Genomic DNA, 22,613 nt, shown 5'->3' with positions numbered 1-22,613 from the left:
GGCTGACGGGCTGACGGGCTGACGGGCTGACGGCGGTGGTGCGGCGTGGCGTGGTTCCGCCGGACATCATGATCGCCTGGGTTGGGTGGCGGGAGCGCGGTTCCGCGGAACCCCATGATCGTCGCCCTGTGTGACCGGATTTCGCGGTGGCTGGGTAGCCCCCGGGCGGTCACCGGGGAGCTCCGCCGCACGGGGGCATCGGGGCCCTTCGGGCCGGCCGGGAGCCCCACGGTCGTGGCGGGGGATGGGGCCCGACCTGGGTGTTTGCGTATCGCGATGGGTGGCGGCCGTCACTGGGGCGCTCCCCGCGTCGGTGAACCGGCGTTCACTATGCTGGTGAACGTCGGTTCACCGCAAGGTGGCCGAATCTGTTCCGATCATGTCCTGTCTCGATCAGTCAAGGAGTCACGTGGGCGAGCCTGCCGTGCATCCGGTCCGCGCCGTGTCCGCGGGGGAGGCCCCCGCGGGGGGACGTTCCCGGGAGCTCAGCGCCGTGCTGGGCGTCGGCGGCATCCTCACCGCGATCTCGCAGGTCTCGATCGTGCCGCTGCTGCCCGACCTGCCCCGGCTCACCGGCGCGTCGGCGTCGAACGTGAGCTGGCTACTCACCGTCACCCTGCTCGTCGGTGCCGTGGTCACGCCGCTGTTCGGCCGGGCGGGCGACATCTTCGGCAAGCGGCGGATGCTGCTGGTCGCGCTCGGGATGCTGACCACCGGGTCGGTCCTGTGCGCGCTGACGTCGAACATCTGGCTGCTGATCCCGGCCCGCGGACTGCAGGGAGCCTGCCTTGCGGTGGTGCCGCTGTCGATCAGCATCCTGCGCGACGAGCTCCCCCCCGAGCGGGTGGGGTCGGCGGTCGCGCTGATGAGCGCCACCGTCGGCATCGGCGCGGCGCTCGGCGTCCCGTTCGCCTCCCTGATCATCCAGTTCGCCGACTGGCACGTGATGTTCTGGGTCACCGGTGGGCTCGGCCTGGCCGATCTGATCCTCGCCGGGCTGCTCGTGCGCGAGTCGAAGGTCCGCGCCCCCGCCCGCTTCGACATCCCCGGCGCGGTCGGGCTGGCCCTCGGCCTGCTGTGCCTGCTGCTGGCGCTGTCCAAGGCGGNCGACTGGGGCTTCACCAGCCCGCGCTTCGGCGGACTGATCCTCGCCGCCGTGGTGATCTTCGTCGGCTGGGCCCGCTGGCAGTTGCGGGTCGCCGACCCGCTGGTCGACCTGCGTCTGGCGCGGCGGCCCGCGGTGCTCGCCCCGAACGCCGCGGCGCTGCTGATCGGCTTCTCGTTCTACNCCAACTCGCTGTCCACCGCCCAGCTCGTCCAGGTCCCGAAGGAGACCGGCTACGGCCTGGGCCTGTCGGTGTTCGCCAGCGGCCTGTGCCTGCTGCCCGGCGGCGTGGCGATGTTCGCTCTGTCGCCGGTCGCGGCGCGGATCACCGCCTCCCGCGGCCCACGGATCACTCTGCTGCTCGGCGCGTCCGCGCTCGTGTTCGGCTACCTGCTACGCATGTTCACCAGCGAGAATCTACCGATGATCGTGGTGGGTGCGGCGGTGGTCGCCGCCGGGACGGCGCTGGCCTACTCGGCCATGCCGATGCTGATTATGAACGCGGTTCCCCGCACCCAGACGGCCGCCGCCAACGGCCTCAACGTCCTGCTGCGCACGGTCGGGCAGGCGATGTGCAGCGCCGCCGTCGCCGCGCTGCTCAGCCACCTCACGATGACGACCTCCGGCGGGGCGGTGCCGAGCCTCGGCGCCTTCCAGACCGTCTTCGCGATGGCCGGCGTGGTGGGGGCGCTCGCTCTCGGGGTGGGCTGCCTCGTGCCTACCCGTGACCGGGTCGACACGGATGTGCCGGTGCAGCCCGGTGATCCGGCCCGGACCATGCACGCGGCTGGCGACGACGGTGGCCGGCTGGCGGAGTCCGTCTCGGCCGCGCCGACCCCGGTCACCACCACACGCTGACCACGTACCAGGATCCGGGCAGCGGGATCCGGGCAGCAGGGTCCCGGCGACGGCGCGAGCCGACACGGCCAGGGCTGCGTGGCCAGGGCTGCGTGGCCAGGGCTGCGTGGTGAGGATGCGGCAGCCGGGGAGGACCCGACGGTGCCGGGGCGGGCACGGTGCGGCGCCGGTGAGCGGTAGCGTGCAGGCTCGGGCGTCCCGGTTGGGGACGTCCGGCGCATCCCGGGACGGGCGGAGGAGCGGACCATGACGAGCCCTTCGACCACCACCCGCGGACGGCCGGCAGGGCCGGAGTCCAGCAGCCCTGCCGGGGCCGACTCCGCCCGCCCTGACACTGGCCGTTCGGATGCCGGCCAGCACGAGACGTCCCACTCCCATCCCGGCCGGGTCGCCCCGCAGTCCGCGGTCGCCGTCCTGGCTGGGTCCGATGCCGTCCCGGGTGGGGTCGCGCCGACGGGGGCGGCGGGCGGCGGGCGGGGCCGGATGCGGGGGGACGCCGAGGTCAGCCGCGAGGCGATCATCGCCGCGGCCCGCCGGGCGTTCGCCCGCCAGCCCTACGCCGCCATCACGCTCAAGGCGATCGCGGCGGACGCCGGGGTGAGTGCTCCGCTGGTGCTGAAGTACTTCGGCAGCAAGGAGCAGCTCTTCGCGCGGGTCGCCCGCTTCGGCGACGAGATCGACCAGTTGCTCGACGCGCCGCTGCCCGACCTCGGCCGCCACCTGCTGCACGCCCTGCTCGACGCGCACGAGCAGCGCCGCGATCCGCTCATCCGGGTCGCGTTCGCGCTCCAGCACGGCGAGCACGCGACCCTGCTGCGCGACAACTTCCGCGACCAGGTCGTCGCCCGGCTGCGCTCGCGTCTGACCGGCCCGGATGCGGCCCTGCGCGCCGAGCTCGTCCTCGCCCACCTGCTCGGCCTCGGTGTCCTGCGCAAGATCGTGCATACCGAGGCGATCAGCGCCGCCGAACGCGACCGGATCGTCGACCTGTGCGCGCCCGGCCTGCAACGCCTCCTCGACGGCAGCCCCTGACGATCTCCGCCTCGGCCTGACCGCCTCCGGCGCAATCAAGATAATCAACACTGTTGACAGCTCGCCGCCATCCATGATCACAAAAGATGGGCTGATCCTCAGCACCGGCGCCGGGCCGGCTCAGCCGCGGGCCGGCGCGTCGCGCGGGGGACGGTCTCCGGTGAGGTCGGCGTTCGGGGCGGCGGCGCGGACCAGGTCGGGGATGACCTCGCCGAGCGCGCCCGGTTCCCAGACGCCGTCGACGTCGACGGCCGGTCCGTTGGCCCATCCCTCCAGCACGGTGATCCGACCGCCGACGACCGCGAACACCCGCCCGGTCACGCCAGCCGACGCCTCGCTGCCCAGCCAGACCACCAGCGGCGCGATGTGCTCGGCGCTCATCCCCGCCGCCTGCGCCTCGGTTAGGTCGCCGGTGAGGCCCTCGGTCAGCCGGGTCAGTGCGAGCGGGGCGATCGCGTTCACCGTCACCCCGTAGCGGGCGAGCTCCAGCGCGGCGGTCACGGTGAACCCGGCGATGGCGGCCTTGGCGGCGCCGTAGTTCGTCTGGCCGATGTTGCCGAACAACCCCGACGGCGAGCTGGTGTTNACGACCCGGGCCGACCGTCCGCGCCCGGCCCGGTGCTCGTCGCGCCAGTAGACGCCCGCGTGGTGGGTCGGGGCGAAGGTGCCCTTGAGATGCACCCGCACGACCGCGTCCCACTCCGCCTCGGTCATGTTGACCAGGGTGCGGTCGCGCAGAATCCCGGCGTTGTTCACCAGGACGTCCAGCCCCCCGAACGCCTCGATCGCCTGGGCGACGAGGCGCCCGGCCCCGGCGAAGTCGGCGACGTCGTCGGTGTTCGCCACCGCCTGCCCGCCGGCCGCCCGGATCTGCTCGACCACGGCGGCCGCGGGCCCGCCGTCGCGGCCGCGGCCGGCCCGGTCACCGCCGACGTCGTTGACGACCACCCGGGCGCCCTCGGCGGCGAACGCCAGCGCGTGCGCCCGCCCGATCCCGTTGCCGGCCCCCGTGACGATGACCACCCGACCCGCGCACAGACCCCGCACGGGGCCACCCCCTGTCCTTCGCCCTCGGCGGATGTCCTTCACCCTCGGTGCCTCCGGCTCGGCGCCTCCAGGCGCCTGCGGTGCAACGGATCCGGCTACACCGGGTCGGCGGCGTGGGCGACGATCTCCTCGCCGAAGCGGCGCACGGTGTCCTCGGCCGCAGCCGGGTCGTCGCCGCAGACCGCGATCACGATCCAGTCCGCGCCGAGCTTGGCGTAGGTCGCGACGTCGTCGAGCATGGCCGCCGCGTCCCAGCCCTGCCGGACGTCGAGCTGCGGCCACATGCCGGTGGCCACCACGTCGACGGCGTCATGCGGGCGGCCCGCCGCGTCCAGCCGGGCCCGGACGTCGTCGACGACCCGGGTGAACCCGTCGACGCCGGGCACGGCCGCCGTGCGGATCGTGCGGGCCAGGGTGTCGTTCGTGAGCAGGGTGACGACCCCCTGCCCGTAGCGGACGGCCCGCTCCCGCCCCCACGCGCTGTTGCCGTGCAGCCACAGCGGCGGGTGCGGCTGCTGGACGACCCGTGGCTGGATGTTGGTACCGCGGGTCTGCAGCAGCCGGCCGCTGTGGGTCAGCCGCGGCTGCTCCCAGCTAGCGCGCAGCACGTCCACCGTCTCGTCGAACGCGGCGAGCCGCCCGTCGAAGTCGACGCCGAGCGCGCCGAACTCCGAGCGCAGGTAGCCCGCGCCGAGGGTCAGCGTCAGGCGCCCGGCGGACAGCGCGTCGAGCGTCGCCACCTGGTGGGCGGTCAGCAGCGGGCTGCGGTAGGGCGCCACCAGCGCCCAGGTGAACAGGCGGATGCGGCTGGTCACCGCCGCGCAGAAGGCCAACGACACCAGCGGGTCGGCGCTGCCCTCCCCGCCGGAGTCGACCCAGCGCGCCGACGGCGCGGGATGGTCGCTGAACCCGAGCGCGGCGAAACCCGACTCCTCCGCGGCCCGCGCGAAGCCGGTCACCGCGTCCGGGGTGAGGATCCGCGGCNACCAGGCGGGATCGGCCACGGCATGCTGGACGGCGAATCTCATCGGTTCTCCACACTCAAGGTCTCGGCACGCAAGGTCTCGGCACTCCGGGTCTCGGCCGGGCCAACCCAGGGATCGGGCAGGGGCGGCAGGGGGNGGGGCAACGCCGGCAGACCGTCGATGCTCGTGCCGTTGTACTCCTTGCGTTCGCAGTAGGCGGCGAACTCCTCGTCGGTCCGCCGACCGAAGTACTCCCGGTGCAGGCTTCGTTCCTCCCGGTACTCCAGGAACGGCACGGCGTAGCCGCAGCTGTCGCTGATCCGCTCGGCCGTCACGACGATGATCGACCGNAGCCCGCTGGGGTCGGCCGCCCGCGGGTCGAACCGGGCGAGCAGCGCGGCGAAGCGCGGGTCGTCACGGAACACCGGCTCNCCGCGCCCGTGCACCCGCACGATGGTCGGGGGTCCGCTGAACGCGCACCACATCAGCGTGATCCGGCCGTTCTCGCGCAGGTGCGCGAGGGTCTCCGCGTGGCTGCCACCGAAGTCCAGGTAGGCCAGGGTCCGCTCGTCGAGGATGATGAGCGTCCCGGCGCGGCCCTTGGGGGAGAGGTTGACGCTGCCCTGCGCGGACAGGGGCGCCGTCGCGACGAAGAAGACGACCTGGTCCTCGATGAACCGGCGTAGCCGGCCGTCGAGGCGTTCGTAGGTCTTTCCCATGGATAGGCAGTATCGGCCGCGTACCCGCCCGGCGCCCGTGCTTTCCCGCCCCTCCCTGTCCCTCCCTGTCCCGTCCCGTCCCGGGCCGGTGCGCCGGCCCGGGACGGCAGGCGGTCAGCGGGGCGGGCGGCGCCGGCCGTCGGGGCCGGCGCTGAGCTCGTCGTCGCCGAACTCGCAGACGCCGGCCGCCGCCAACGCGTCGATGTAGTAGTGCGGGAAGTGGTCGCTGATCGTGTACGGGAACAGCCGGCCCAGCGGCCGGACCTGGCCGAGCGGGAACGCTGCCAGCGCCCCGGCGAACCCGAGCGTGCTGAGCATCTGCCCCACCGGGCGGCCGGTGGTGTCGGTCCACCCGCCGCCGTAGCGCCACTCCCGGCCGATGTGCCGGTAGCGCCCGACGGTGGCCGGCGGCAGGTGGGGGACCGGATCCTGGCGGTAGACGAAGCGCGCGATCGGCGCCGGGTCGACCACCGCCGCGTAGGCCGCCGCGGTGCCGTCGCCGCCGATCATCGGCTGGCCGAAGGTGTAGACCGCGCGCAGCGCCCGGCGCAGCTCGGCGTACACCGGATCGGCCATGATCCGCAGCCCGAGGATGACCGCCATGGCCCCGCCGAGGCTGTGCCCGGTCAGGTACAGCGCCGGCGGCCGCGCCGACGCCCCCCGCCGTCTCCCGGCGCCGCCGGCGCGGGTCGTGCCGGCGGCGCCGGCGCGGAGACTGGCGTCGCCGTCGCCGTCGCCGTCGCCGTCGGTGTCGTAGATCGACCGGCCGGCCATCGCCCGCCTCAGGGTGCGCAGCACCTCGAACGCGGTGGCGCGCACGTTGCGGTGGAACCCGGCGTGCAGGTCGTCGACGGCCGTGCCCGCCAACCGGACGCGGGTGCGTTCGCGGGAGTGGACGTCCAGGTCGGTGCCCCAGTTGATGAGGTCCGACGGCTCGGTTCCGCGGTAGGCGACGATGACGACCCGGGCGTCGGCGCTCTGCACGACGAACGCCGTCGAGCGGATCAGCATCGCGTCGACCTGCTCGGCGATGATCCGGCACCGGCAGCCGGGCAGGCCCAGCCGGGTCATCGCCGCCGACACCGCGTTGATCCCCCGCGGCAGGTCCGGGTCGAGCAGCGTCGAGGCGGTCTCGGCGTAGGCGTAGCCGGCGCACGCCGCGAGGACGTGACTGGTCGGGTCGTCCGGATGCAGGTGGGTGTCGTCGAAGGCGGCGAGGTGGTCGACGAGATCGCGGTAGACCGGGAAGTGCTCGTCGAGCCGCGGCCGGTACGGGCGCAGGTCGACGAGGTCGAGGACCTGCGCGTTGCTCACCTGCACCGCCTGCTCACCTGCACCCCTTCTTCGTCGATCGCGGCCTTATACGGATCGATGTCGGAGGGTAACTCAACGTGCCCACCTCCGTCCCGTCCCGCGACCCGCCGCGCCGGTGGCCGGTGGCCGTAGGGTGGCGGGGATGGGGCGCGCTGCGCAGGAACCGGAGCGCCGGGCGCTGCTCGTGCGCCGGGCCGAGCTGACCGGGTCGACCGAGCTGACCGGGTCGGCCGGCGGCGGCGCAGCGGGGCCTGGCCGGCGCGTCCTGGCTGGCGCGCTCCCGCCGACGTGGGTCGCGGACGTGCGGATTCTCGGCGGACGGATCGTCGAGGTCAGCGCCGAGCCGCTGCGCCCGCGGGCGGGGGAGGACATCCTCGACGCCGACGGCGGCGCGCTGCTGCCGGGTCTGCACGATCATCATGTCCACCTGCTGTCGCTGGCGGCGTCGGCGTCGTCGGTGCGGGTGGGGCCGCCCGAGGTCGTCGACGCCGCAGGGCTGCGCGCGGCGCTGCGCGCGGCGCCGGGTACCGGTCCGGCGCGGTGGGTGCGCGCGGTCGGCTACCACCCGTCGGTGGCCGGTGACCTCGACCGGCGCACCCTCGACGCGCTGCTGCCCGACCGGCCGGTGCGGGTGCAGCACCGCGGCGGGGCCCTGTGGGTGTTCAACTCGCCGGCGCTACGCCTGGCCGGCATCGACGGCTGCGACCTGCCGGGCGTCGAACGCGACCCCACCGGGGCGCCCACCGGGCGACTGTGGCGGATGGACGGTTGGCTGCGCCGCCACGCCGCGCTGCCCCCGGTGGCCGTGGACCTCGCCGCCGTGGGCCGCGCCGCCGCTGCGGCGGGGATCACCGGGTTCACCGACGCGACCCCCGGCCGCACCGCCGAGCATCGCCGGACCCTCGCCGCGGCCGCCGCGACCGGCGAGCTGCCGCAGCGGCTGACCCTCATGCGCCCCGAACCGCAGCCCACTGCCGATGCGGACGCCCCGGCCGGACGGCGGGCCGGGGAGGGGACCGTCGGCGTGGCAGGCGTGGCAGGCGTGGCAGGCGGTGTCGGTGGTGGTGGTGGCGTTCGCGTCGTCGGCGGCCCGGTGAAGGTGATCCTCGACGACGACACCCTGCCCGACCTCGACACCCTCGCCGCCCGGTTCGCCGCCGCGCACCGCGCCGGCCACCCGGTGGCCGTGCACTGCGTGACCCGCGTCCAGACGGTGCTCACCCTCGCCGCGCTCGACCTCGCCGGCCCGCGCCGGGGCGATCGCCTCGAACATGGTGCCGTCATCCCCGGCGAGCTGTACGGGCAGGTGCGCCGCGCCGGNCTCGTCGTGGTCACCCAGCCCAACTTCGTCGCCGAGCGGGGCGACCGCTACCTCGTCGACGTCACCGACGAGGATCCGGCGGCGCTGTACCCGGCCGCCTCCCTCGTACGGGCCGGCATCGGGCTCGCCGCCGGCACCGACGCCCCGTTCGGCCATCCCGACCCGTGGCGGGCCGTCGCCGCCGCGGTGACCCGGCGCACCGCCGCCGGGATCGTCCTGGGCGCCGACGAACGCCTCGACGCCCCCGCGGCCCTCGCGCTGTTCCTCGGCGACCCGGCGGACCCGGCCCGCCCGCGCCGGGTACGCCCCGGCGCGCGCGCCGACCTCTGCCTGCTGCACCGCCCCCTGCGCGCGGCCCTGCGCGCGGCCCTGCGCGACCCGTCCGCGGCCCAGGTCCGCCAGACGATCGTCGACGGCGTCCCGGTGTACGGGTGAGGTCCAGGACCACCGAGTGCAGGTCAGCCGGTGCGCGACCGCCCGCGGGAGTCCGCCGGTGAGAGATTGCTTGCACGGCGGCCCCGTCGACGCCGCGGATGTGCACAGTGGCGGGATGGACCCCAGACGCGATCCCGAGCGGCTCAGCCTCGCCAGCTACCCGCTCAGTCACCCCGTCCAGGCGCGGTTCAGTGACCTCGACGGCAACGGTCACCTGAACAACGTCGCGCTGGCGTCCTTCTACGAGGACGCCCGCATCACGCTGGACTGGCGGATCTTCACCGACGGCAGGCCGGTGCCGTTCGAGAACTTCACCTTCGTCGTCGCCAACGTCTCCATCCACTACCTGGCCGAGGCGCGCTATCCCGCGACGTACGTCGTCGGCTGTGGGGTCGGCCGGATCGGCACCACCTCGTTCGTGCACAGCGCGGGGCTGTTCCGCGACGGCGTCTGCCTCGGCCTGTGCGACAGCATCCTGGTCCACCTCGTCGAGGGCGCGCCGACGGTCATCCCGCCCGATCGCCGCGCGCAGATGGAGGCCCTGGCGTTCCCGGTGCGCGCGGGTGGCCCGCCGACCGAGCCCGACGCCGAGACCGTCGGGATCCCGGACCAGCCGGCGCAGACCGGCTCCGGTCTGGTCGGCTCCGAGCCCGACCGCCGCTAGGCCCTGCCCTTCGCGTGTGTGGGAGGCGTGGGCGACGGCTCGTGCGTCGGCGGCGNCTGCGTCGGCGGCGGCTGCGTGGGAGAGCGCCTCCATGGTTCTTCCACAGGGTTCGGCGTCCGATTTATCCCTGCGGAAGAGACGGGTGGCGTCGCTCCCGTGCACACCGCCTCGCGGGCCGGGGGTCCGCGCCCGCTGCCAGGACTTCCGCCCGCCGGCGGCGCACCGGAACCTCCCTGTCGATATCAAGATAATCAACGGTGTTGACAGCGCGGCGCGCCAAAATGATCATTCGGGTCGGGAGCCGACACGGGCCCCGGCCAGGCGGACCGACAGTCAGCCGGGCGAGCCGGGGGTGAGCGGCCAGCCGGGCAGGTTACGCACGATCATCCAGACCAGCGCCGCGCCGCCGAGCCCGTAGGCCAGCGGCGCGGGCAGGGGGGCGTACCGGTCGTCGCGCACCGCCCGGGCCTGGCGGGCGAGCAGGCCGGCGAGCAGCGGGGCGCAGGCCAGCACGAACACGTTGTCGTGGCCGGCCGCCGCCCACCGTCCATGCAGCACGTCGTAGGTGGCGCGCAGGGTTCCGCAGGCCGGGCAGTCCAGGCCGGTGACCCGGTGTATGGGGCAGCCGGGCATCGCCGTCGACGGGTCGTGCGGATCGTGGCCCGCCAGGTAGGTCAGGCCGGCCACGGCCGCCGCGGCGACGCCCCAGACCGCGGCGCGGCGCCGGCCCGATCGGGTGGCCGCCGGCCCGGTCGCCGCCGCTGCGGGCGGTTGTGCTGTGGGCGGCCGCGTCGGGGAAAGGGAAGGCGGGGCGGGCGGGTTCGGGGGCGGGAGCGGTCCCGCCGGATCCGCCGGCGACCCGGATGGGGCGTCGGCGGGATCCGTGGACGGGGGCGGCTCAGTCACGCAACGGCCGGCCGTGCCGGTCGCGGACGTTGCCCGTCAGCATCATCACGCCGTCGATCAACGCCCAGACGCCCAGCCCGCCGCAGGTGAACAGCTGCGCCAGCGCGATGCCGGTGTTGCCGAGGTACCAGCGGCCGGCGCCGACCGTGCCGAGCAGGATCTGCAGCAGTCCGGCGGTCAGCTTCTGCTTGTCCGAGTAGGCCTCCCCGGTCAACGGGTGCCGGCCGAACGGGGCGGAAGGGTCGTAGGGCGCCGCACCGCCGTACCCGGGCGGCGGACCGTACCCGGGCGGCGGTCCGTAGCCCATCGGCCCGGGGTAGCCAGGCTGGCCCTGGTAGCCGGGCTGGTTCGGGTAGCCGGGCTGGCCCTGGTAGCCAGGCTGGCCCTCGTAGCCAGGTTGACCCTCATAGCCGGGCTGGCCGGGGAAGCCGGGGGGCGGGCCCGGGTAGCTGTCCTGGCTCGGGTAGCCCTGCTGGCTCGGGTAGCCCTGCTGGTAGCCGGGGGGCGGCTGCTCGGGGTATCCGGGCTGGCCCTGGGCCGCGGGCTTCTGGTCGGGGTGCTCGGGCTGCCCCTGGTAGCCGGGCGGCTGGTCCTGCGGTTGCCATGGCGAGGTCATCTGTGCTCCCAGGGTGTGCGGGTCCGGCTCCCCGGCCGGGCGCCGCGCCCGGTCCGTCCGAGGCCGGCCGGCCCTGGTCGGCGGCTCGCCCGGGGACGCGCCGGCGCGGTGATTGCGGCGATGCTACCGAGATCGCCCCGGCGCGCGACCACCGTTTGCCTCCCGCCGCTGTCCGGTGCGCGACCTGCAGCCCGCCGCCGGCCGCCGGGCGCGGCGCCCGGCGCGGACCCCCTCCCGATGGAGGTGAGCTGTAGGTCTTTCGTGGTCCCTGGATGGCCCATCCGTGGTGGAACCATCGGGTTGTCCTGTCGTCGGCGATGCGTCCCCGACTGGTCACCATCGGTTTCCGTGGTTCTGGTGCGGCAGGCTGACCTGCGGTTCTCTTTCTCGTTCGGGGGTCAACCCCGCCGACTCGTGACCTGTTTGTCGTCCCGTTTCGGATATTCGGGGGTGGCTGACCTGCACGGCACCGGCCGGACGGGCCAACAATCCCCGATCCCAGGGACAAGCGGCTCGATTTCCGTTACACGATCCCCGGTTGTCTTCTACAGTTCAGCGCGGGTTCCCGAAGCCGTCGGCGTCGCAGGCGCGACCCGGCGACGCAGGCGTGCCCCGTCGCGCCCGCGCAGCCGGCCGGCGGGAGCTCGGACCGGAAGGCTGAGGTGGCTGGCGATGCGACACGGGCACGGCGACGGCGCCGCCGGCGGGCGAGCCGGAGCCGAGTTCGACCTGGCGGCGATGGAGATTCTGGAGCCGCTGGCCGAGAAGTACGGGCTTTTCCTCGCCAAACGGACCTGCTGGCATGTCCAGTTCCGGGGTGGCCGGCGAATGTTCGACGTCGCCTGCGATCCGTGGACGTCCTGGGCGCTCGGAGCCAGGGTCGGGATATGGTCGGCCGATTCCGCGCCGGCCGTCGGCGGCGTGCCGGCCCCCCGGCCACGCGCGCTCAGCGTCCAGGACATTCTGCACACGGTTTACGGAATGCGGGAGAACGCCTGGCCGTGGATCGCGGCGACCCCGGCCGAGCTGCGCGCGATTCTGCTGACCCTCGCCGGACTCNTCGACCGGTACTGCGGGGAGCTGTTACTCGACGACGACGCCTTCGCCCGGGCCGAGGCCGCGGTCAACCGGGCGACCGCCGAGCGGGAGGCGTTCCTGCGCCAGTTCGAGGACCGCTGAGGGTGCTTCCCCGCTCCCGGCCGAGGGTCGCCCTGCCCGGCCGGTGAGGTCGCGCGTGCAGGGCGAGTTCTCGCGTGCAGGGCACGGCCCTGATCCGGGACGGATGTCCACCGAGGGTGGTCCGAACGTCCCCCGGGTAGGCAACCTCTGGCGGTCGTGAGATCGCCGACGGACGGCGAGCATGACGAAGGAGAACCATCGAACGCCTGTGTTCGACTGTTCGACGGTGGAACGGGGCGTCGACCGTCAGGATCGTGAGACTTTCACGCAACCCCGGGAGAGGCCATGACCGTCCAGTATGTGCGGGATGCCCTGCCCGGCGAAGGGGCCGGCGACAGCCGCAACGCCGGTAGCCCGTCGCCGCCCGGCACCTCGTCGGCCGGCACCTCGTCGCCGGGCACCTCCCCGGCCGGAACCGGGCCGGGCGGAACCAGGCCGGGCGGCGAGACGGCGTCGACCGGGCCGGCGTCCCTCGCCGGCGCGTCCGTGCCGCCTCGACTACCGGCCCCGTCGTTCGCCGAGCTCGCCGCGGCCGAGACCCGCGAGACGCACAGCGCCGTGCTCTACCTGACCGCCGACCGGGTCTACAAGCGCAAGAAACCCGTCGACCTGGGGTTCCTCGACTTCACCGAACGGCGGACCCGGGAGGCGGTGTGCCTGGCGGAGGTGGCGCTCAACCGCCGCCTCGCCCCCGACGTCTACCTCGGCGTCGCCGACCTGTGCGACGACTCCGGCGAGGTGATCGACCATCTCGTCGTCATGCGGCGGATGCCGACCAGCCGCCGGCTGTCGACCCTGGTGCGCCGCGGCCACCTGCTCGGCCCGGCGCTGCGCTCGGTCGCCCGGGCGCTGGCGGTGTTCCACCAGCGGTGCGAGACCTCCCCGCTGATCGCCACCGCGGGGGAGCAGGCCACCCTGGAGGACCTGTGGCGGGAGGGGATGGCCGGCATCGCCGCCTACCGCGGCACCCAGCTCGACGCGGCGGTCGTCGACGACATCGGCCGCCTGGCGCTGCGCTACCTCGCCGGACGCGCCGAGCTGCTCGCCGAACGCACCCGGGCCGGCTGGATCCGCGACGGGCACGGCGACCTGCTCGCCGACGACATCTTCTGCCTCGACGACGGCCCCCGCATCCTCGACTGCATCGAGTTCGATCCGCGGCTGCGCTTCGGTGACGTCCTCGGCGACGTCGCCTTCCTCGCCATGGACCTGGAGCGTCTCGGCGCCCCGGAGGAGGCCGCCGAGTTCCTGGAGGCCTACCGCGAGTTCAGCGGCGAGGTACATCCCCGGTCACTGCAGCACTTCTACGTCGCCTACCGGGCGTTCGTGCGGGCGAAGGTGGCCTGCATCCGCGGCGGCCAGGGGGACCCCGACGCCGCGGAGAACGCCCGCAGGCTGCTCGCCGTCGCCCACCGCCACCTGCGCGCCGGCCGCGTCCGGCTGGTCGTCGTCGGCGGGCTGCCCGGCACCGGCAAGACGACGCTGGCCAGCCGGCTCGCCGAGGTCGGCGACGGCTGGGTCCTGCTGCGCTCCGACATCATCCGCCAGGAGCTGGTGGGCAAGCCGCCCGCCGAGGCCCCGCCCCAGCAGCACACTGATGGCGCCTCGCCGTCGGCCGACGGCGAGGCGGTGGGGTTCGACGCGGCGGGGTTCGACGCCCAGTTCGGCGTCGGCCGCTACGCCCCGGAGATCACCGACGCGACCTACGCCGAGATGCTGCGCCGGGCCCGGGCGGCGCTGTGCCGGGGGGAGAGCGTCGTGCTCGACGCCTCCTGGTCCAGCGCGCGCCACCGCGCCGCCGCCGCCACCCTCGCCGCCGACGTCTACGCGGACCTGGTGGAGCTGCACTGCGTGACCGCACCCGAGGTCGCCGCGGCGCGCATCGCCCGGCGCATGGCCGCCGGCCCCGACCCGTCCGAGGCCACGGTGGCCATCCACCGGGCGATGGCCGCGCGCGCCGACCCGTGGCCGTCGGCCGCGGTGATCCGCACCGCCGTCACCGTCGCCGAGGCGTTGCAGGCCGTCCAGAGCCATCTCGACTGACCGGCCGCGCCGGGAACCGTTGCAATGTGACCTCACCGGTGAAGGACAGCGCCGGGCGGACACGCCCGCCGGCTCGGCCGCCGCCGCGACGTACGGCCTCGGGGTGACCGACATGAAGGCGCTGAGCATCCTGCTGCACGACGGGCGCGAGGTCGTTGTCACGGTGGACCTCGCCGGGCTGNCCGCTCGCGAGAACGTCTGTCTCAGCATCGGCGCCAGGGACAGTCCCGCGCACGACCTGCGCCGACGACCGTGACGCACCCAGCGGCACCGCGCCGCGATCCGACGCCGTCGCCGGCGCGCCGGCCGGGGTCAGGACCGGACGGGTCGGTGGAGGGGCGGCGCCGGCGGGGCGCTACTTGTCGATGCGGGTCGCGTAGACGGCGGCCTGGGTGCGGCTGGACAGCTCCAGCTTCTCCAGGATCGCCGAGACGTAGTTCTTGACCGTCTTCTCCGACAGGTGGATCCGCCCGGCGATCTGCCGGTTGGTCAGACCCTCCGCGATGAGGACGAGGATCTGGCGCTCCCGCTCGCCCAGCGCCGCGAGCTTGCGGTCCTCCGCCGGACCCTCCCGCAGCCGGGTCAGCACCCGCTGGGTGACCGCCGGATCGAGCAGGGAGCGGCCGGCGGCGATCGTGCGGATCGCCCCGACCAGGTCCGTGCCCTTGATCTGCTTGAGCAGGTAGCCGGCGGCCCCGGCCATGATCGCGGCGAACAATGCGTCGTCGTCGTCGTAGGAGGTGAGGATCAGGCAGCCGATATCGGGATGCGCCGAGCGCAGGTCACGGCAGACGTCGATGCCGTTGCCGTCCTCCAGCCGCGCGTCGAGCACCGCCACGTTCGGTCTGGTGGCGGGGATCCGGCGCAGCGCCTCGGCCGCGGTGGACGCCTCGCCGACGACGTCGACGTCACCGGTCTCGGAGAGCATCTCCCGAATTCCCCGGCGGACGATCTCGTGGTCATCCAGGAGGAAGACCCGTACGGTACTCACAGGGTGACGATACCGCTCGGGTCGCGCGCCCCGGCCCGGATCGCGAGGTGACCCCGGTCGAAGGGGCCCGACGGTGTACCCGGTCAGAGCCGGTCGACGGCGGTCACCCGGACCATCGCCACCCCGGCCTCGTCGGAGGCGGCGAGGTCGATCTCCGCGCTGATCCCCCAGTCGTGGTCCCCGGCCGGATCGTCGAAGATCTGCCGCGCCGTCCACACCCCGGGCCGCTCGTCGAGCAGCAGCAACCCCGGCCCGCGCGCGTCCGGGCCGGTGCCGATCTCGTCGTGCTCGGCATAGTAGCCGGCCAGCGCCCGCTCCCAACCCGCCGCGTCGAACACCGGACCGTCCCCCGCGGCCACCCCAGCCCCGGGGCCGACTCCCGCCCCGAGGCCGACTCCCGCCCCGAGGCCGACTCCCGCCCCGAGGCCGGCTCCGGCCCCCGGGCCGTCGAGCTCGCCGAGCAGGTCGTAGCGGCGCAGCGCGGCCAGCTCCACCCGGCGGAACAACGCGTTGCGGACCAGCACCCGAAACGCCCGGAGGTTGCCCGTCACCGCCGGCGGCCGCTCGTCGACCGCCCCCGCCCCGGCCCCGGCGGCCGCGTCGGGATCGGGGTTGCTCAGCCGCTCCCACTCGTCGAGCAGGCTGGAGTCGGTCTGGCGCACCAGCTCCCCGAGCCACTCGGTGAGGTCGATGACCTCGTCGGTGCGCGCGTCCTCCGGCACCGTCTGGCGCAGTGCCTTGTAGGCGTCGGCGAAGTAGCGCAGCAGCAGCCCCTCGGAGCGGGCCAGCCCGTAGAACGCCACGTACTCGGCGAACGTCATCGCCCGCTCATACAGCTCCCGGGCCACCGACTTCGGTGCCAGCTCGTAGTCGTCGACCCAGGGATGACCCCGCCGGTACGTCGCGAACGCCGCGGCGAGCAGCTCACCCAACGGCTGCGGATAGGTCACCTCCTCCAGCAGCTCCATCCGCCGGTCGTACTCGATCCCCTCGGCCTTCATCGCCGCCACCGCCTCCCCCCGAGCCTTGGTCAGCTGCGCGTGCAGCACCTGGCGGGGGTTGTCCAACGTCGCCTCCAGCACCGACAGCACGTCGAGGGCGTACGTCGGCGACGCCGGGTCGAGCAGTTCGAGCGCGGCCAGCNCGAACGGCGACAGCGGCTGGTTGAGCGCGAAGTCGAGCTGNAGATCCCCGGTCACCCGCACGTTGCGGCCCAGCTCGTCGGGGGAGTCGAGCTTCTCCACCACGCCGGCGGCCAGCAGCGCCCGGTAGATCGCGATCGCCCGGTGGATCAGCCGGCGCTGCGTCGGGAGATCCGAATGGTTGTCGGTGAGCAGGTGACGCATCGACGCGAACGCGTCCCCGGGCCGGTTGACGACGTTGAGCAGCATCGCGTGCGTCACCGTGAACTGCGACGTCAACGGCTCCGGCTCGGCGGCCACCAGCCGGTCGAACGTCGGCTCCCCGTAGCCGACGGTGCCCTCCGGCGGCTTCTTGCGCACCACCTTGCGCCGCTTCTTCGGGTCGTCGCCGGCCTTCGCCAACGCCCGCATGTTCTCCACCACATGATCGGGAGCCTGCACGACGACGTTGCCCACCGAGTCGTACCCGGCCCGCCCGGCCCGCCCGGCGATCTGGTGGAACTCCCGCGCCGAGAGCAGCCGTACCCGCGTCCCGTCGTACTTCGACAGCGACGTGAACACCACCGTGCGGATCGGCACGTTGATCCCCNCCCCGAGCGTGTCCGTCCCGCAGATCNCCTTCAACAGCCCCGCCTGCGCGAGCTGCTCGACCAGGCGGCGGTACTTCGGCAGCATCCCCGCGTGGTGCACCCCGATGCCGTGGCGCACCAGCCGGGACAGCACCTTGCCGAACCCGGCGGCGAACCGGAAGTTCCCGATCGTCGCCGCGATCTGGTCCTTCTCCGCCCGCGACGACACGTTCACGCTCATCAGCGCCTGCGCCCGTTCCAACGCCTGCGCCTGGGTGAAGTGCACGACGTACACCGGCGCCTGATGGGTCTCCAGCAGCTCACCGATCGTCTCGTGCAGCGGGGTCGTGACGAACCGGTAGAACAACGGCACCGGCCGCTGCGCCGAGCGGACCACCGCCGTCGGCCGCCCGGTGCGCCGCGTCAGATCCGCCTCGAACATCGACACGTCGCCGAGCGTCGCCGACATCAGCACGAACTGGGTGCGCGGCAGCTCCAGCAGCGGCACCTGCCACGCCCACCCCCGCTCCGGATCGGCGTAGTAGTGGAACTCGTCCATGACGACCTGACCGACGTCGGCGGCCACCCCGTCGCGCAGCGCGATGTTCGCCAGCACCTCCGCCGTGCAGCAGACGATCGGCGCGGTGTCGTTGACGGAGGCGTCACCCGTCATCATCCCGACGTTCGCCGCCCCGAACATCGCGCACAGCGCGAAGAACTTCTCCGACACCAGCGCCTTGATCGGCGCGGTGTAGAACGTCCGCCGCCGGGCGGCCAGCGCCGCGAAGTGCGCCCCGGCCGCCACCAGGCTCTTCCCCGACCCCGTCGGCGTCGCCAGGATGACGTTCGACCCGGAGACGATCTCGATGAGCGCCTCGGACTGGGCGGGATAGAGTTCCAGGCCCTGCTCGGCGACCCAGGCGGTGAAGGCGTCGTACAGGGTGTCCGGATCCGGCTCGCCGGGTACATCGTCGGCGGCGCCGGCCACCGGATACGAGGACGCGGGAAGGTGGTCGGTGAGTGTCATGGTCCCTCGATCGTGCCTGACGCGCGCCGCCGCCGACCGGCGGGCACACCCCCGTCTACTGTTGGGGCGGACCCGAACCGGTGTTCCGGTGGCCAGCACCCGTGACCCGGCTCGGAGAACCGACGAGGGTTGCCGGGTATCCGACGAACCTCGTGAGAGGAAATATGTGTCCTCCGAATCGACCGAATCGACATTCCAGCGTATCGACGCGGGCCCGCCTGCCCGCCCCGACATCGCCCCCGATCTGAAGACCCCCCTCGAACAGATCCTGCTGCTGNTGTTCCTCGCCGTCCCCCTCCTCGCGGTGGCCCTGGCGGTGCCCGTGGCCTGGGGACACGGACTGGGCTGGCACGACATCGTCATCGGCGGGGTGATGTACCTGATCTCCGGCTTCGGGATCACCGTGGGCTACCACCGCCTGTTCACCCACGGCTCCTTCAAGGCCAGCCGGCCCCTGCGCATCGGCCTCGCCCTGGCCGGCAGCCTCGCCGTCGAGATGAGCGTCACCGACTGGGTCGCCGCCCACCGCCGCCACCACAAGTACTCCGACGCCGCCGCCGATCCCCATTCACCCTGGCGCTTCGGCCGCAGCGCCGTCGGAGTGACCAGGGGCTTCCTGCACGCCCACGTCGGCTGGCTGTTCAACCGCCACCGCACCTGCCCGAAGCGGTTCTGCCCCGATCTGCTCGCCGACCGCGACGTCGCCGCCGTCGCCGCCGCGTTCCCCTGGTGCGTGGNCGCCTCGGTCCTGATCCCACCGGTGGCTGGCGGGCTGTGGAGCATGTCGTGGACCGGCGCGCTCACCGCCCTGTTCTGGGGCTCCCTGGTGCGCATCGCCCTGCTGCACCACGTCACGTTCTCCATCAACTCGATCTGCCACCTCATCGGCGAACGGCCCTTCACCACCCGCGACCAGTCGCGGAACGTCTGGTGGCTGGCCGTGCCGTCGCTGGGGGAGTCCTGGCACAACCTGCNCCATGCCGNCCCCACCAGCGCCCGCCACGGCGTCCTGCCCGGTCAGGTCGACCCGAGCGCCGCGCTCATCCGCTGGTTCGAACGCCTGGGCTGGGCCCACGACGTGCGCTGGCCGACCGCCGAACGCATCGCGGCCCGCCGGGCCTGCGCCGCCGAGCAGGCCCGCTGACGCAGCCGACCGTCCGGCCAGCCTGCCGTCCGGCCAGCCTGCCGTGGGGCCGGAGCGCCGTTCGGCCGGCCCGGTCAGCCGGCCATCCGCACCTCGCCGCCGGGGGGCCCGGCCGATCCGCGAGGGTCACCGTGCCCGCCGGCCCCCTCCCGGGAGCGGTGCAGGAGGCGTCCCGGCGGCTGCTCGCCCGCGACCAGCCAGTAGCCCCGGTCATGACGCAGACCGACCAGCTGCGGGGGCTGGCAGACCCCGTTCACCCGGTGGGCGTCGAAACCGGTCGTGGCCCCCGCGAACGTGGCATGACAGGTCGGGCAGTGCGCCGCGGTCAGCGCCGTCCACCGGGCGTCGCACCCACCGCAGCCGAGCAGGATGGGACGTTCGTACTCGTTGTCCCGCCCCGCCATGAATCCACCCTTCCCCCGTGGTACGCGCATCCCTCGTCGACGGGGATTCTTACCGCTCCACGTTTCCAACGGGGGCATTTCCGCTTTCCCGGCCACCATGACGGTCCATCTGACCACGGCACCGCGCACCCGGCCAGGCTCGCCCGCCCGGCCACGCGCGCCGGCCCCCCGCCACCGGGCCGGCGCGAACTGTCGGACCCGGTGGTGAGAATCGAACGATGACGCCGGCCAGNCCGTCGCACCCGGCCGCGGGACCACTCGCGGACCTGTGGTCGGGGGAGTTCGCCCCGCGTCAACCCCTGGCGCTCGTGGTCCTCCCAAAAGTCGGGTTCGCCCTGGCCCACCACCTGCCCGCCGGCCCGCCGCCGCTCCCGCCGTCTCACCCGACCAGCACGCCCGTCACCCTGGTGGTGTCCGCGCCCGAGCCGGCCGAGGCCGCCGAACTGGTCGCCGAGATCGAGCGGCGCTGCGCCCCGCGCTGGGTGTGGTGGTCGGCGTCGGCGGCGGTGCCGCCAGCCACCCAGGTGCGCCTCGCCGCCTGCTGGGATCTCGCCGCCGTGCACCGGCTGCTGCACGGCGGGCGCCGTGACGACCCGGCCGCCGTGTGGGCCGCCGCCGCCGGCCTGCCCCTGCCACCCCCGCCGTCCCGACCTCCCGGCCCCGCCGCGCGGGTCGCGCCGGGCCAGCTCGGCCTGTGGGAGGGCACCGGCGACGACCCCGCTGCCCGGCATCGCCTCGACCCCACCGGCGCCGAGGGAATCAGCGCCGGTGGGGGAGTCGACACCCGCGGTACCCGCGAACCCGTCGGCGCTGGCGGACCCCTCGGCGCTGGCGGTGCGTTCAGTGCTGGCGGCGGGTTCGGCCTCGGCGGTGCGGACGGGCCACTGGCGGGGGATGGCCAGCTCGACGCCGGCTGGCTGCACCGGGCCGCCGGGCCCGGTGAGGCGCTGCGCCGCGCCGCCGCCCTCGCCGCGCTCGCGCTGCAGGCCCAGCACCGTCAGCAGGCCGCGCTGAACGGCCTCGCCGACCGGCGCGCCCGCCCCGGCCGGACCAGCCTCGCCGTCCTGACCGCCCGCGCCGAATCCGCCGCGGAGCTGCTCGCCCGCGAACTCGAACGCGACGGCCTGCCCATCGACCGCGCCACCGCCGAGACGCTGCTCGCCGAGATCGTCGGCCCGCCGCCGCGCACCGACGCCGACGAGCTCGCCGCCCGCCGCCGCCGCGACGCCCCCGTCCTCGCCCACCTGCGCGGCCCCGTCGACCTGCGCAACCCCGCCGCCGTGCGAGCCGCGCTGCGCGCGGTGGGCATCGACGTCCCCGACACCCGCTCGGGCCGCCTCGAACCGCTGCGCGACGCCCATCCCGCCGTCGCCGCGCTGCTGGCCTGGCGGCGCACCGAGCGGATCGCCACGACCTACGGCCACCGTTGGCTCGACACCCACGTCGCCCCGGACGGCCGGCTGCGCGGCGCCTGGCACGGCAGCGACGGCGCCGCCGGGCGGATGACCGCCCAGGCCGGCCTGCACAACCTGCCCGCCGACCTACGCGCCGCCGTCGTCGCCGAACCGGGCCGGGTGTTCGTCCGCGCCGACCTCGGCCAGATCGAACCCCGGGTCCTCGCCGTCGTCTCCGCCGACCCCGCCCTCGCCGCGGCCACCCAGGCCGACGACATGTACGCCCCCGTCGCGGCGCAGCTCGGTCGCGACCGCCCGCAGGCCAAGATCGCGATGCTCGCCGCCATGTACGGCCAGACCACCGGCTCGGCCGGCGAGGCCCTGCGCCGGATGCGCCGCGCCTACCCGACCGCGCTGGCCTACCTCGACGCCGCCGACGCCGCCGGCCGCTCCGGCCGCGACCTGCGCACCTACGGCGGCCGGCTCGTCCGCCTCGCCCCCACGCCGCGCCCACCCCGGGGTCTGACCGACCCGGCGCCGCCCGACGAGGCCTCCCCGGCCGCCGGCGGGGTCACCGAGCAGGCCCGCGGCCGCTTCGCCCGCAACGCCGTCATCCAGGGCCCCGCCGCCGAACTGTTCAAGGCCTGGGCGGTGACCGTCCGCGCCGAGCTGCCCGCCCTCGGCGGCGAGATCGTGCTCTGCCTGCACGACGAACTGCTCCTGCACGTCCCCATCGCGCACGCCGAGGCCGCCGCCGACCTGCTGCGCCGCGCTCTTGCCGCCACGGCCGCCTACTGGTCGACGGCCAGCGGGGTCCGGTTCGTCGCCGACGTGTCCATCCTGCACCGCTGGTCCGACGCCGCCCACTGAGCCCGCCGCCCGCCCACCACCCCCAAGATAATCAACGCCGTTGACGAAGGATCGCCTTTCTTAATCAACAAGAAAGGCGATCCGAACCCGCAACCTGGGGGAGCCGAACCGTTCTTTGCGGCCGTTCTTTGCGGCCACGCCCGCCACCTGAGCCGGCGCCCAAGCGTCATCGCAGGGCGGCTGTCCACACCTCGGTCCGGGCCGCCAGATATTCGGAGGTCGCGCGCCAGTAAGGCCCGTCCTCGACCCAGATCCTGGCCCACGGCTGACGCTGCCGTCGGGCGCCATCGCGCAACAGGTTGTACATCGCTCTGGCGCGTCGGCCCAGCATGCTCGCCAACGCCGGCCTCGACGCCTCATCCAAGCCGTAACCGTCAACGACGGTGCGCAACCGCGCCGCCGACTCCGCCACCGGCCGATCGGCCCGCAGACCCGCCATGCTCTGCGCTGCGTACGCAAGATCCCACAACCGGGAACTCGGTGCCGCTCCATCCCAGTCGATCAGCACCCACCCCCGAGCAGACCTCACGAGGTTCCATGGCGCCACGTCGTTCTGGCAGACGAAGTCCTCCCGATCCGGCGGAATGACCCTGTTCCACACCGCGCCGGCCGGCGGCGCGAAGCCGGCGAGTGCCCGGTGCAGGTCCGCCAGCATCCGACCGATCGAGAACAGCTCTGCCACCGAGTACGTGCCCGCCACCGCACCGAGCTCGCCGGGGATGTACTCCAGCACCTGGCGTCCCTGCGCGTCCCGTCCCAGCGGGCGAGGGGCGCCGGTGAAACCCACCGCGTGCAGGTGTTCCAGCAGCGCATCGACCGCGTCCGTCCNTGGTCCGACCGGGCGGCGAACAGTCTGACCCACCCGTAC

General features: G+C 74.2%; 15 protein-coding genes and 11 pseudogenes. 12 read left to right on the top strand and 14 right to left on the bottom strand.

What is annotated here, in order from left to right:
- Window positions 1–379 precede the first annotated feature (379 nt).
- The 4 genes and pseudogenes from FF86_RS37780 to FF86_RS01315 all read left to right on the top strand — a co-directional run.
- A pseudogene (locus FF86_RS37780) lies at window positions 380–1,106 on the top strand (MFS transporter); the annotation flags it as partial.
- A 1-nt stretch (window position 1,107) separates the two neighbouring features.
- Window positions 1,108–1,288 (top strand): annotated as a pseudogene (locus FF86_RS37775) (MFS transporter); the annotation flags it as partial.
- 1 nt (window position 1,289) lies between these two features.
- A partial coding sequence (locus FF86_RS37770) for an MFS transporter (protein WP_242417949.1) occupies window positions 1,290–1,963 on the top strand: 674 nt, incomplete at its 5' end.
- Window positions 1,964–2,209: 246 nt separating this feature from the next.
- Window positions 2,210–2,995, top strand: a complete 786-nt coding sequence (locus FF86_RS01315) for a TetR family transcriptional regulator (RefSeq protein ID WP_236705905.1) — start codon at window positions 2,210–2,212, stop codon at window positions 2,993–2,995.
- A 120-nt stretch (window positions 2,996–3,115) separates the two neighbouring features.
- Here the strand turns inward: FF86_RS01315 and FF86_RS37765 are convergent.
- The 7 genes and pseudogenes from FF86_RS37765 to FF86_RS01295 form a co-directional block, all read right to left on the bottom strand.
- Window positions 3,116–3,580, bottom strand: a pseudogene (locus FF86_RS37765) (SDR family oxidoreductase); the annotation flags it as partial.
- Window position 3,581: 1 nt separating this feature from the next.
- Window positions 3,582–4,042 (bottom strand): SDR family NAD(P)-dependent oxidoreductase (locus tag FF86_RS37760; RefSeq protein ID WP_242417948.1); only part of this gene is annotated, 461 nt, incomplete at its 3' end.
- 95 nt (window positions 4,043–4,137) lie between these two features.
- Window positions 4,138–5,019 carry an LLM class F420-dependent oxidoreductase gene (locus tag FF86_RS01305; RefSeq protein WP_242417990.1) on the bottom strand — a complete coding sequence of 294 codons (882 nt, stop codon included), beginning with the start codon at window positions 5,017–5,019 and terminating at the stop codon, window positions 4,138–4,140.
- A gap of 145 nt (window positions 5,020–5,164) precedes the next feature.
- Window positions 5,165–5,357, bottom strand: a pseudogene (locus FF86_RS64755) (pyridoxamine 5'-phosphate oxidase family protein); the annotation flags it as partial.
- A gap of 1 nt (window position 5,358) precedes the next feature.
- Window positions 5,359–5,438: pseudogene (locus tag FF86_RS64750) on the bottom strand (pyridoxamine 5'-phosphate oxidase family protein); the annotation flags it as partial.
- A 1-nt stretch (window position 5,439) separates the two neighbouring features.
- Window positions 5,440–5,726 (bottom strand): pyridoxamine 5'-phosphate oxidase family protein (locus tag FF86_RS37755; RefSeq protein WP_242417947.1); only part of this gene is annotated, 287 nt, incomplete at its 3' end.
- A gap of 114 nt (window positions 5,727–5,840) precedes the next feature.
- Window positions 5,841–7,040: a lipase family protein gene (locus FF86_RS01295; protein ID WP_128423239.1), complete on the bottom strand. Its 1,200-nt coding sequence runs from the start codon at window positions 7,038–7,040 to the stop codon at window positions 5,841–5,843.
- A gap of 142 nt (window positions 7,041–7,182) precedes the next feature.
- Here FF86_RS01295 and FF86_RS34580 point away from each other — a divergent pair.
- The 3 genes and pseudogenes from FF86_RS34580 to FF86_RS01285 form a co-directional block, all read left to right on the top strand.
- A pseudogene (locus FF86_RS34580) lies at window positions 7,183–8,360 on the top strand (amidohydrolase family protein); the annotation flags it as partial.
- A 1-nt stretch (window position 8,361) separates the two neighbouring features.
- Window positions 8,362–8,796, top strand: a 435-nt coding sequence (locus FF86_RS37750; RefSeq protein ID WP_242417946.1) for an amidohydrolase family protein, incomplete at its 5' end; no start/stop codon positions are given.
- 58 nt (window positions 8,797–8,854) lie between these two features.
- Window positions 8,855–9,460 (top strand): thioesterase family protein, encoded by a 606-nt coding sequence (locus FF86_RS01285; RefSeq protein WP_242417945.1) that lies wholly within the window; start codon window positions 8,855–8,857, stop codon window positions 9,458–9,460.
- Window positions 9,461–9,793: 333 nt separating this feature from the next.
- Here FF86_RS01285 and FF86_RS01280 read toward each other — a convergent pair whose 3' ends face one another.
- The gene (locus tag FF86_RS01280; protein ID WP_236705906.1) at window positions 9,794–10,366 is read right to left on the bottom strand and encodes a DUF2752 domain-containing protein; all 573 of its coding nucleotides are present in this window, start codon (window positions 10,364–10,366) and stop codon (window positions 9,794–9,796) included.
- A complete protein-coding gene (locus FF86_RS01275) occupies window positions 10,359–10,982 on the bottom strand; it encodes a TM2 domain-containing protein (RefSeq protein WP_044883117.1) in 624 nt (207 codons plus the stop codon). Before FF86_RS01275 ends, FF86_RS01280 begins: the two co-directional genes overlap by 8 nt.
- A 1,464-nt stretch (window positions 10,983–12,446) precedes the next feature.
- On the opposite strand from FF86_RS01275, the gene FF86_RS01265 reads away from it, so the two are divergent.
- The gene (locus FF86_RS01265) at window positions 12,447–14,204 is read left to right on the top strand and encodes an AAA family ATPase (protein ID WP_052680891.1); all 1,758 of its coding nucleotides are present in this window, start codon (window positions 12,447–12,449) and stop codon (window positions 14,202–14,204) included.
- A 355-nt stretch (window positions 14,205–14,559) separates the two neighbouring features.
- Here FF86_RS01265 and FF86_RS01255 read toward each other — a convergent pair whose 3' ends face one another.
- The 4 genes and pseudogenes from FF86_RS01255 to FF86_RS37725 form a co-directional block, all read right to left on the bottom strand.
- Window positions 14,560–15,195 (bottom strand): response regulator transcription factor, encoded by a 636-nt coding sequence (locus tag FF86_RS01255; RefSeq protein WP_009738617.1) that lies wholly within the window; start codon window positions 15,193–15,195, stop codon window positions 14,560–14,562.
- Between the two features lie 83 nt (window positions 15,196–15,278).
- Window positions 15,279–16,338, bottom strand: a pseudogene (locus FF86_RS37745) (DUF3516 domain-containing protein); the annotation flags it as partial.
- 42 nt (window positions 16,339–16,380) lie between these two features.
- Window positions 16,381–16,926 (bottom strand): annotated as a pseudogene (locus FF86_RS37735) (DUF3516 domain-containing protein); the annotation flags it as partial.
- Window positions 16,927–16,954: 28 nt separating this feature from the next.
- A partial coding sequence (locus FF86_RS37725; protein ID WP_242417944.1) for a DEAD/DEAH box helicase occupies window positions 16,955–17,933 on the bottom strand: 979 nt, incomplete at its 3' end.
- 278 nt (window positions 17,934–18,211) lie between these two features.
- On the opposite strand from FF86_RS37725, the pseudogene FF86_RS64745 reads away from it, so the two are divergent.
- The 3 pseudogenes from FF86_RS64745 to FF86_RS63550 form a co-directional block, all read left to right on the top strand.
- Window positions 18,212–18,670, top strand: a pseudogene (locus FF86_RS64745) (acyl-CoA desaturase); the annotation flags it as partial.
- A 1-nt stretch (window position 18,671) separates the two neighbouring features.
- A pseudogene (locus FF86_RS63555) lies at window positions 18,672–18,907 on the top strand (acyl-CoA desaturase); the annotation flags it as partial.
- Window positions 18,908–18,917: 10 nt separating this feature from the next.
- Window positions 18,918–19,077: pseudogene (locus FF86_RS63550) on the top strand (acyl-CoA desaturase); the annotation flags it as partial.
- Between the two features lie 74 nt (window positions 19,078–19,151).
- Here the strand turns inward: FF86_RS63550 and FF86_RS01240 are convergent.
- Window positions 19,152–19,481: a hypothetical protein gene (locus FF86_RS01240; protein ID WP_044883120.1), complete on the bottom strand. Its 330-nt coding sequence runs from the start codon at window positions 19,479–19,481 to the stop codon at window positions 19,152–19,154.
- A gap of 233 nt (window positions 19,482–19,714) precedes the next feature.
- Here FF86_RS01240 and FF86_RS01235 point away from each other — a divergent pair.
- Window positions 19,715–21,745: DNA polymerase (locus tag FF86_RS01235; protein WP_313954287.1), on the top strand; the 2,031-nt coding region annotated here is incomplete at its 5' end.
- Between the last annotated feature and the right edge of the window lie 868 nt (window positions 21,746–22,613).

Origin of the sequence: Frankia sp. CpI1-P (assembly GCF_001421075.1) — a bacterium.
Lineage (GTDB): Bacteria > Actinomycetota > Actinomycetes > Frankiales > Frankiaceae > Frankia > Frankia torreyi.
The sequence above is the reverse complement of the archived record's forward strand: the minus strand, read 5'-3'. Positions and strand labels throughout refer to the sequence as shown.

Excerpts from the sequence above, each read along its gene's own strand:
- FF86_RS01315 (WP_236705905.1), top strand. The coding sequence starts at position 2,210 with ATGACGAGCCCTTCGACCACCACCCGCGGACGGCCGGCAGGGCCGGAG.
- FF86_RS01275 (WP_044883117.1), bottom strand. The coding sequence starts at position 10,982 with ATGACCTCGCCATGGCAACCGCAGGACCAGCCGCCCGGCTACCAGGGG.
- FF86_RS01265 (WP_052680891.1), top strand. The coding sequence starts at position 12,447 with ATGACCGTCCAGTATGTGCGGGATGCCCTGCCCGGCGAAGGGGCCGGC.
- FF86_RS01240 (WP_044883120.1), bottom strand. The coding sequence starts at position 19,481 with ATGGCGGGGCGGGACAACGAGTACGAACGTCCCATCCTGCTCGGCTGC.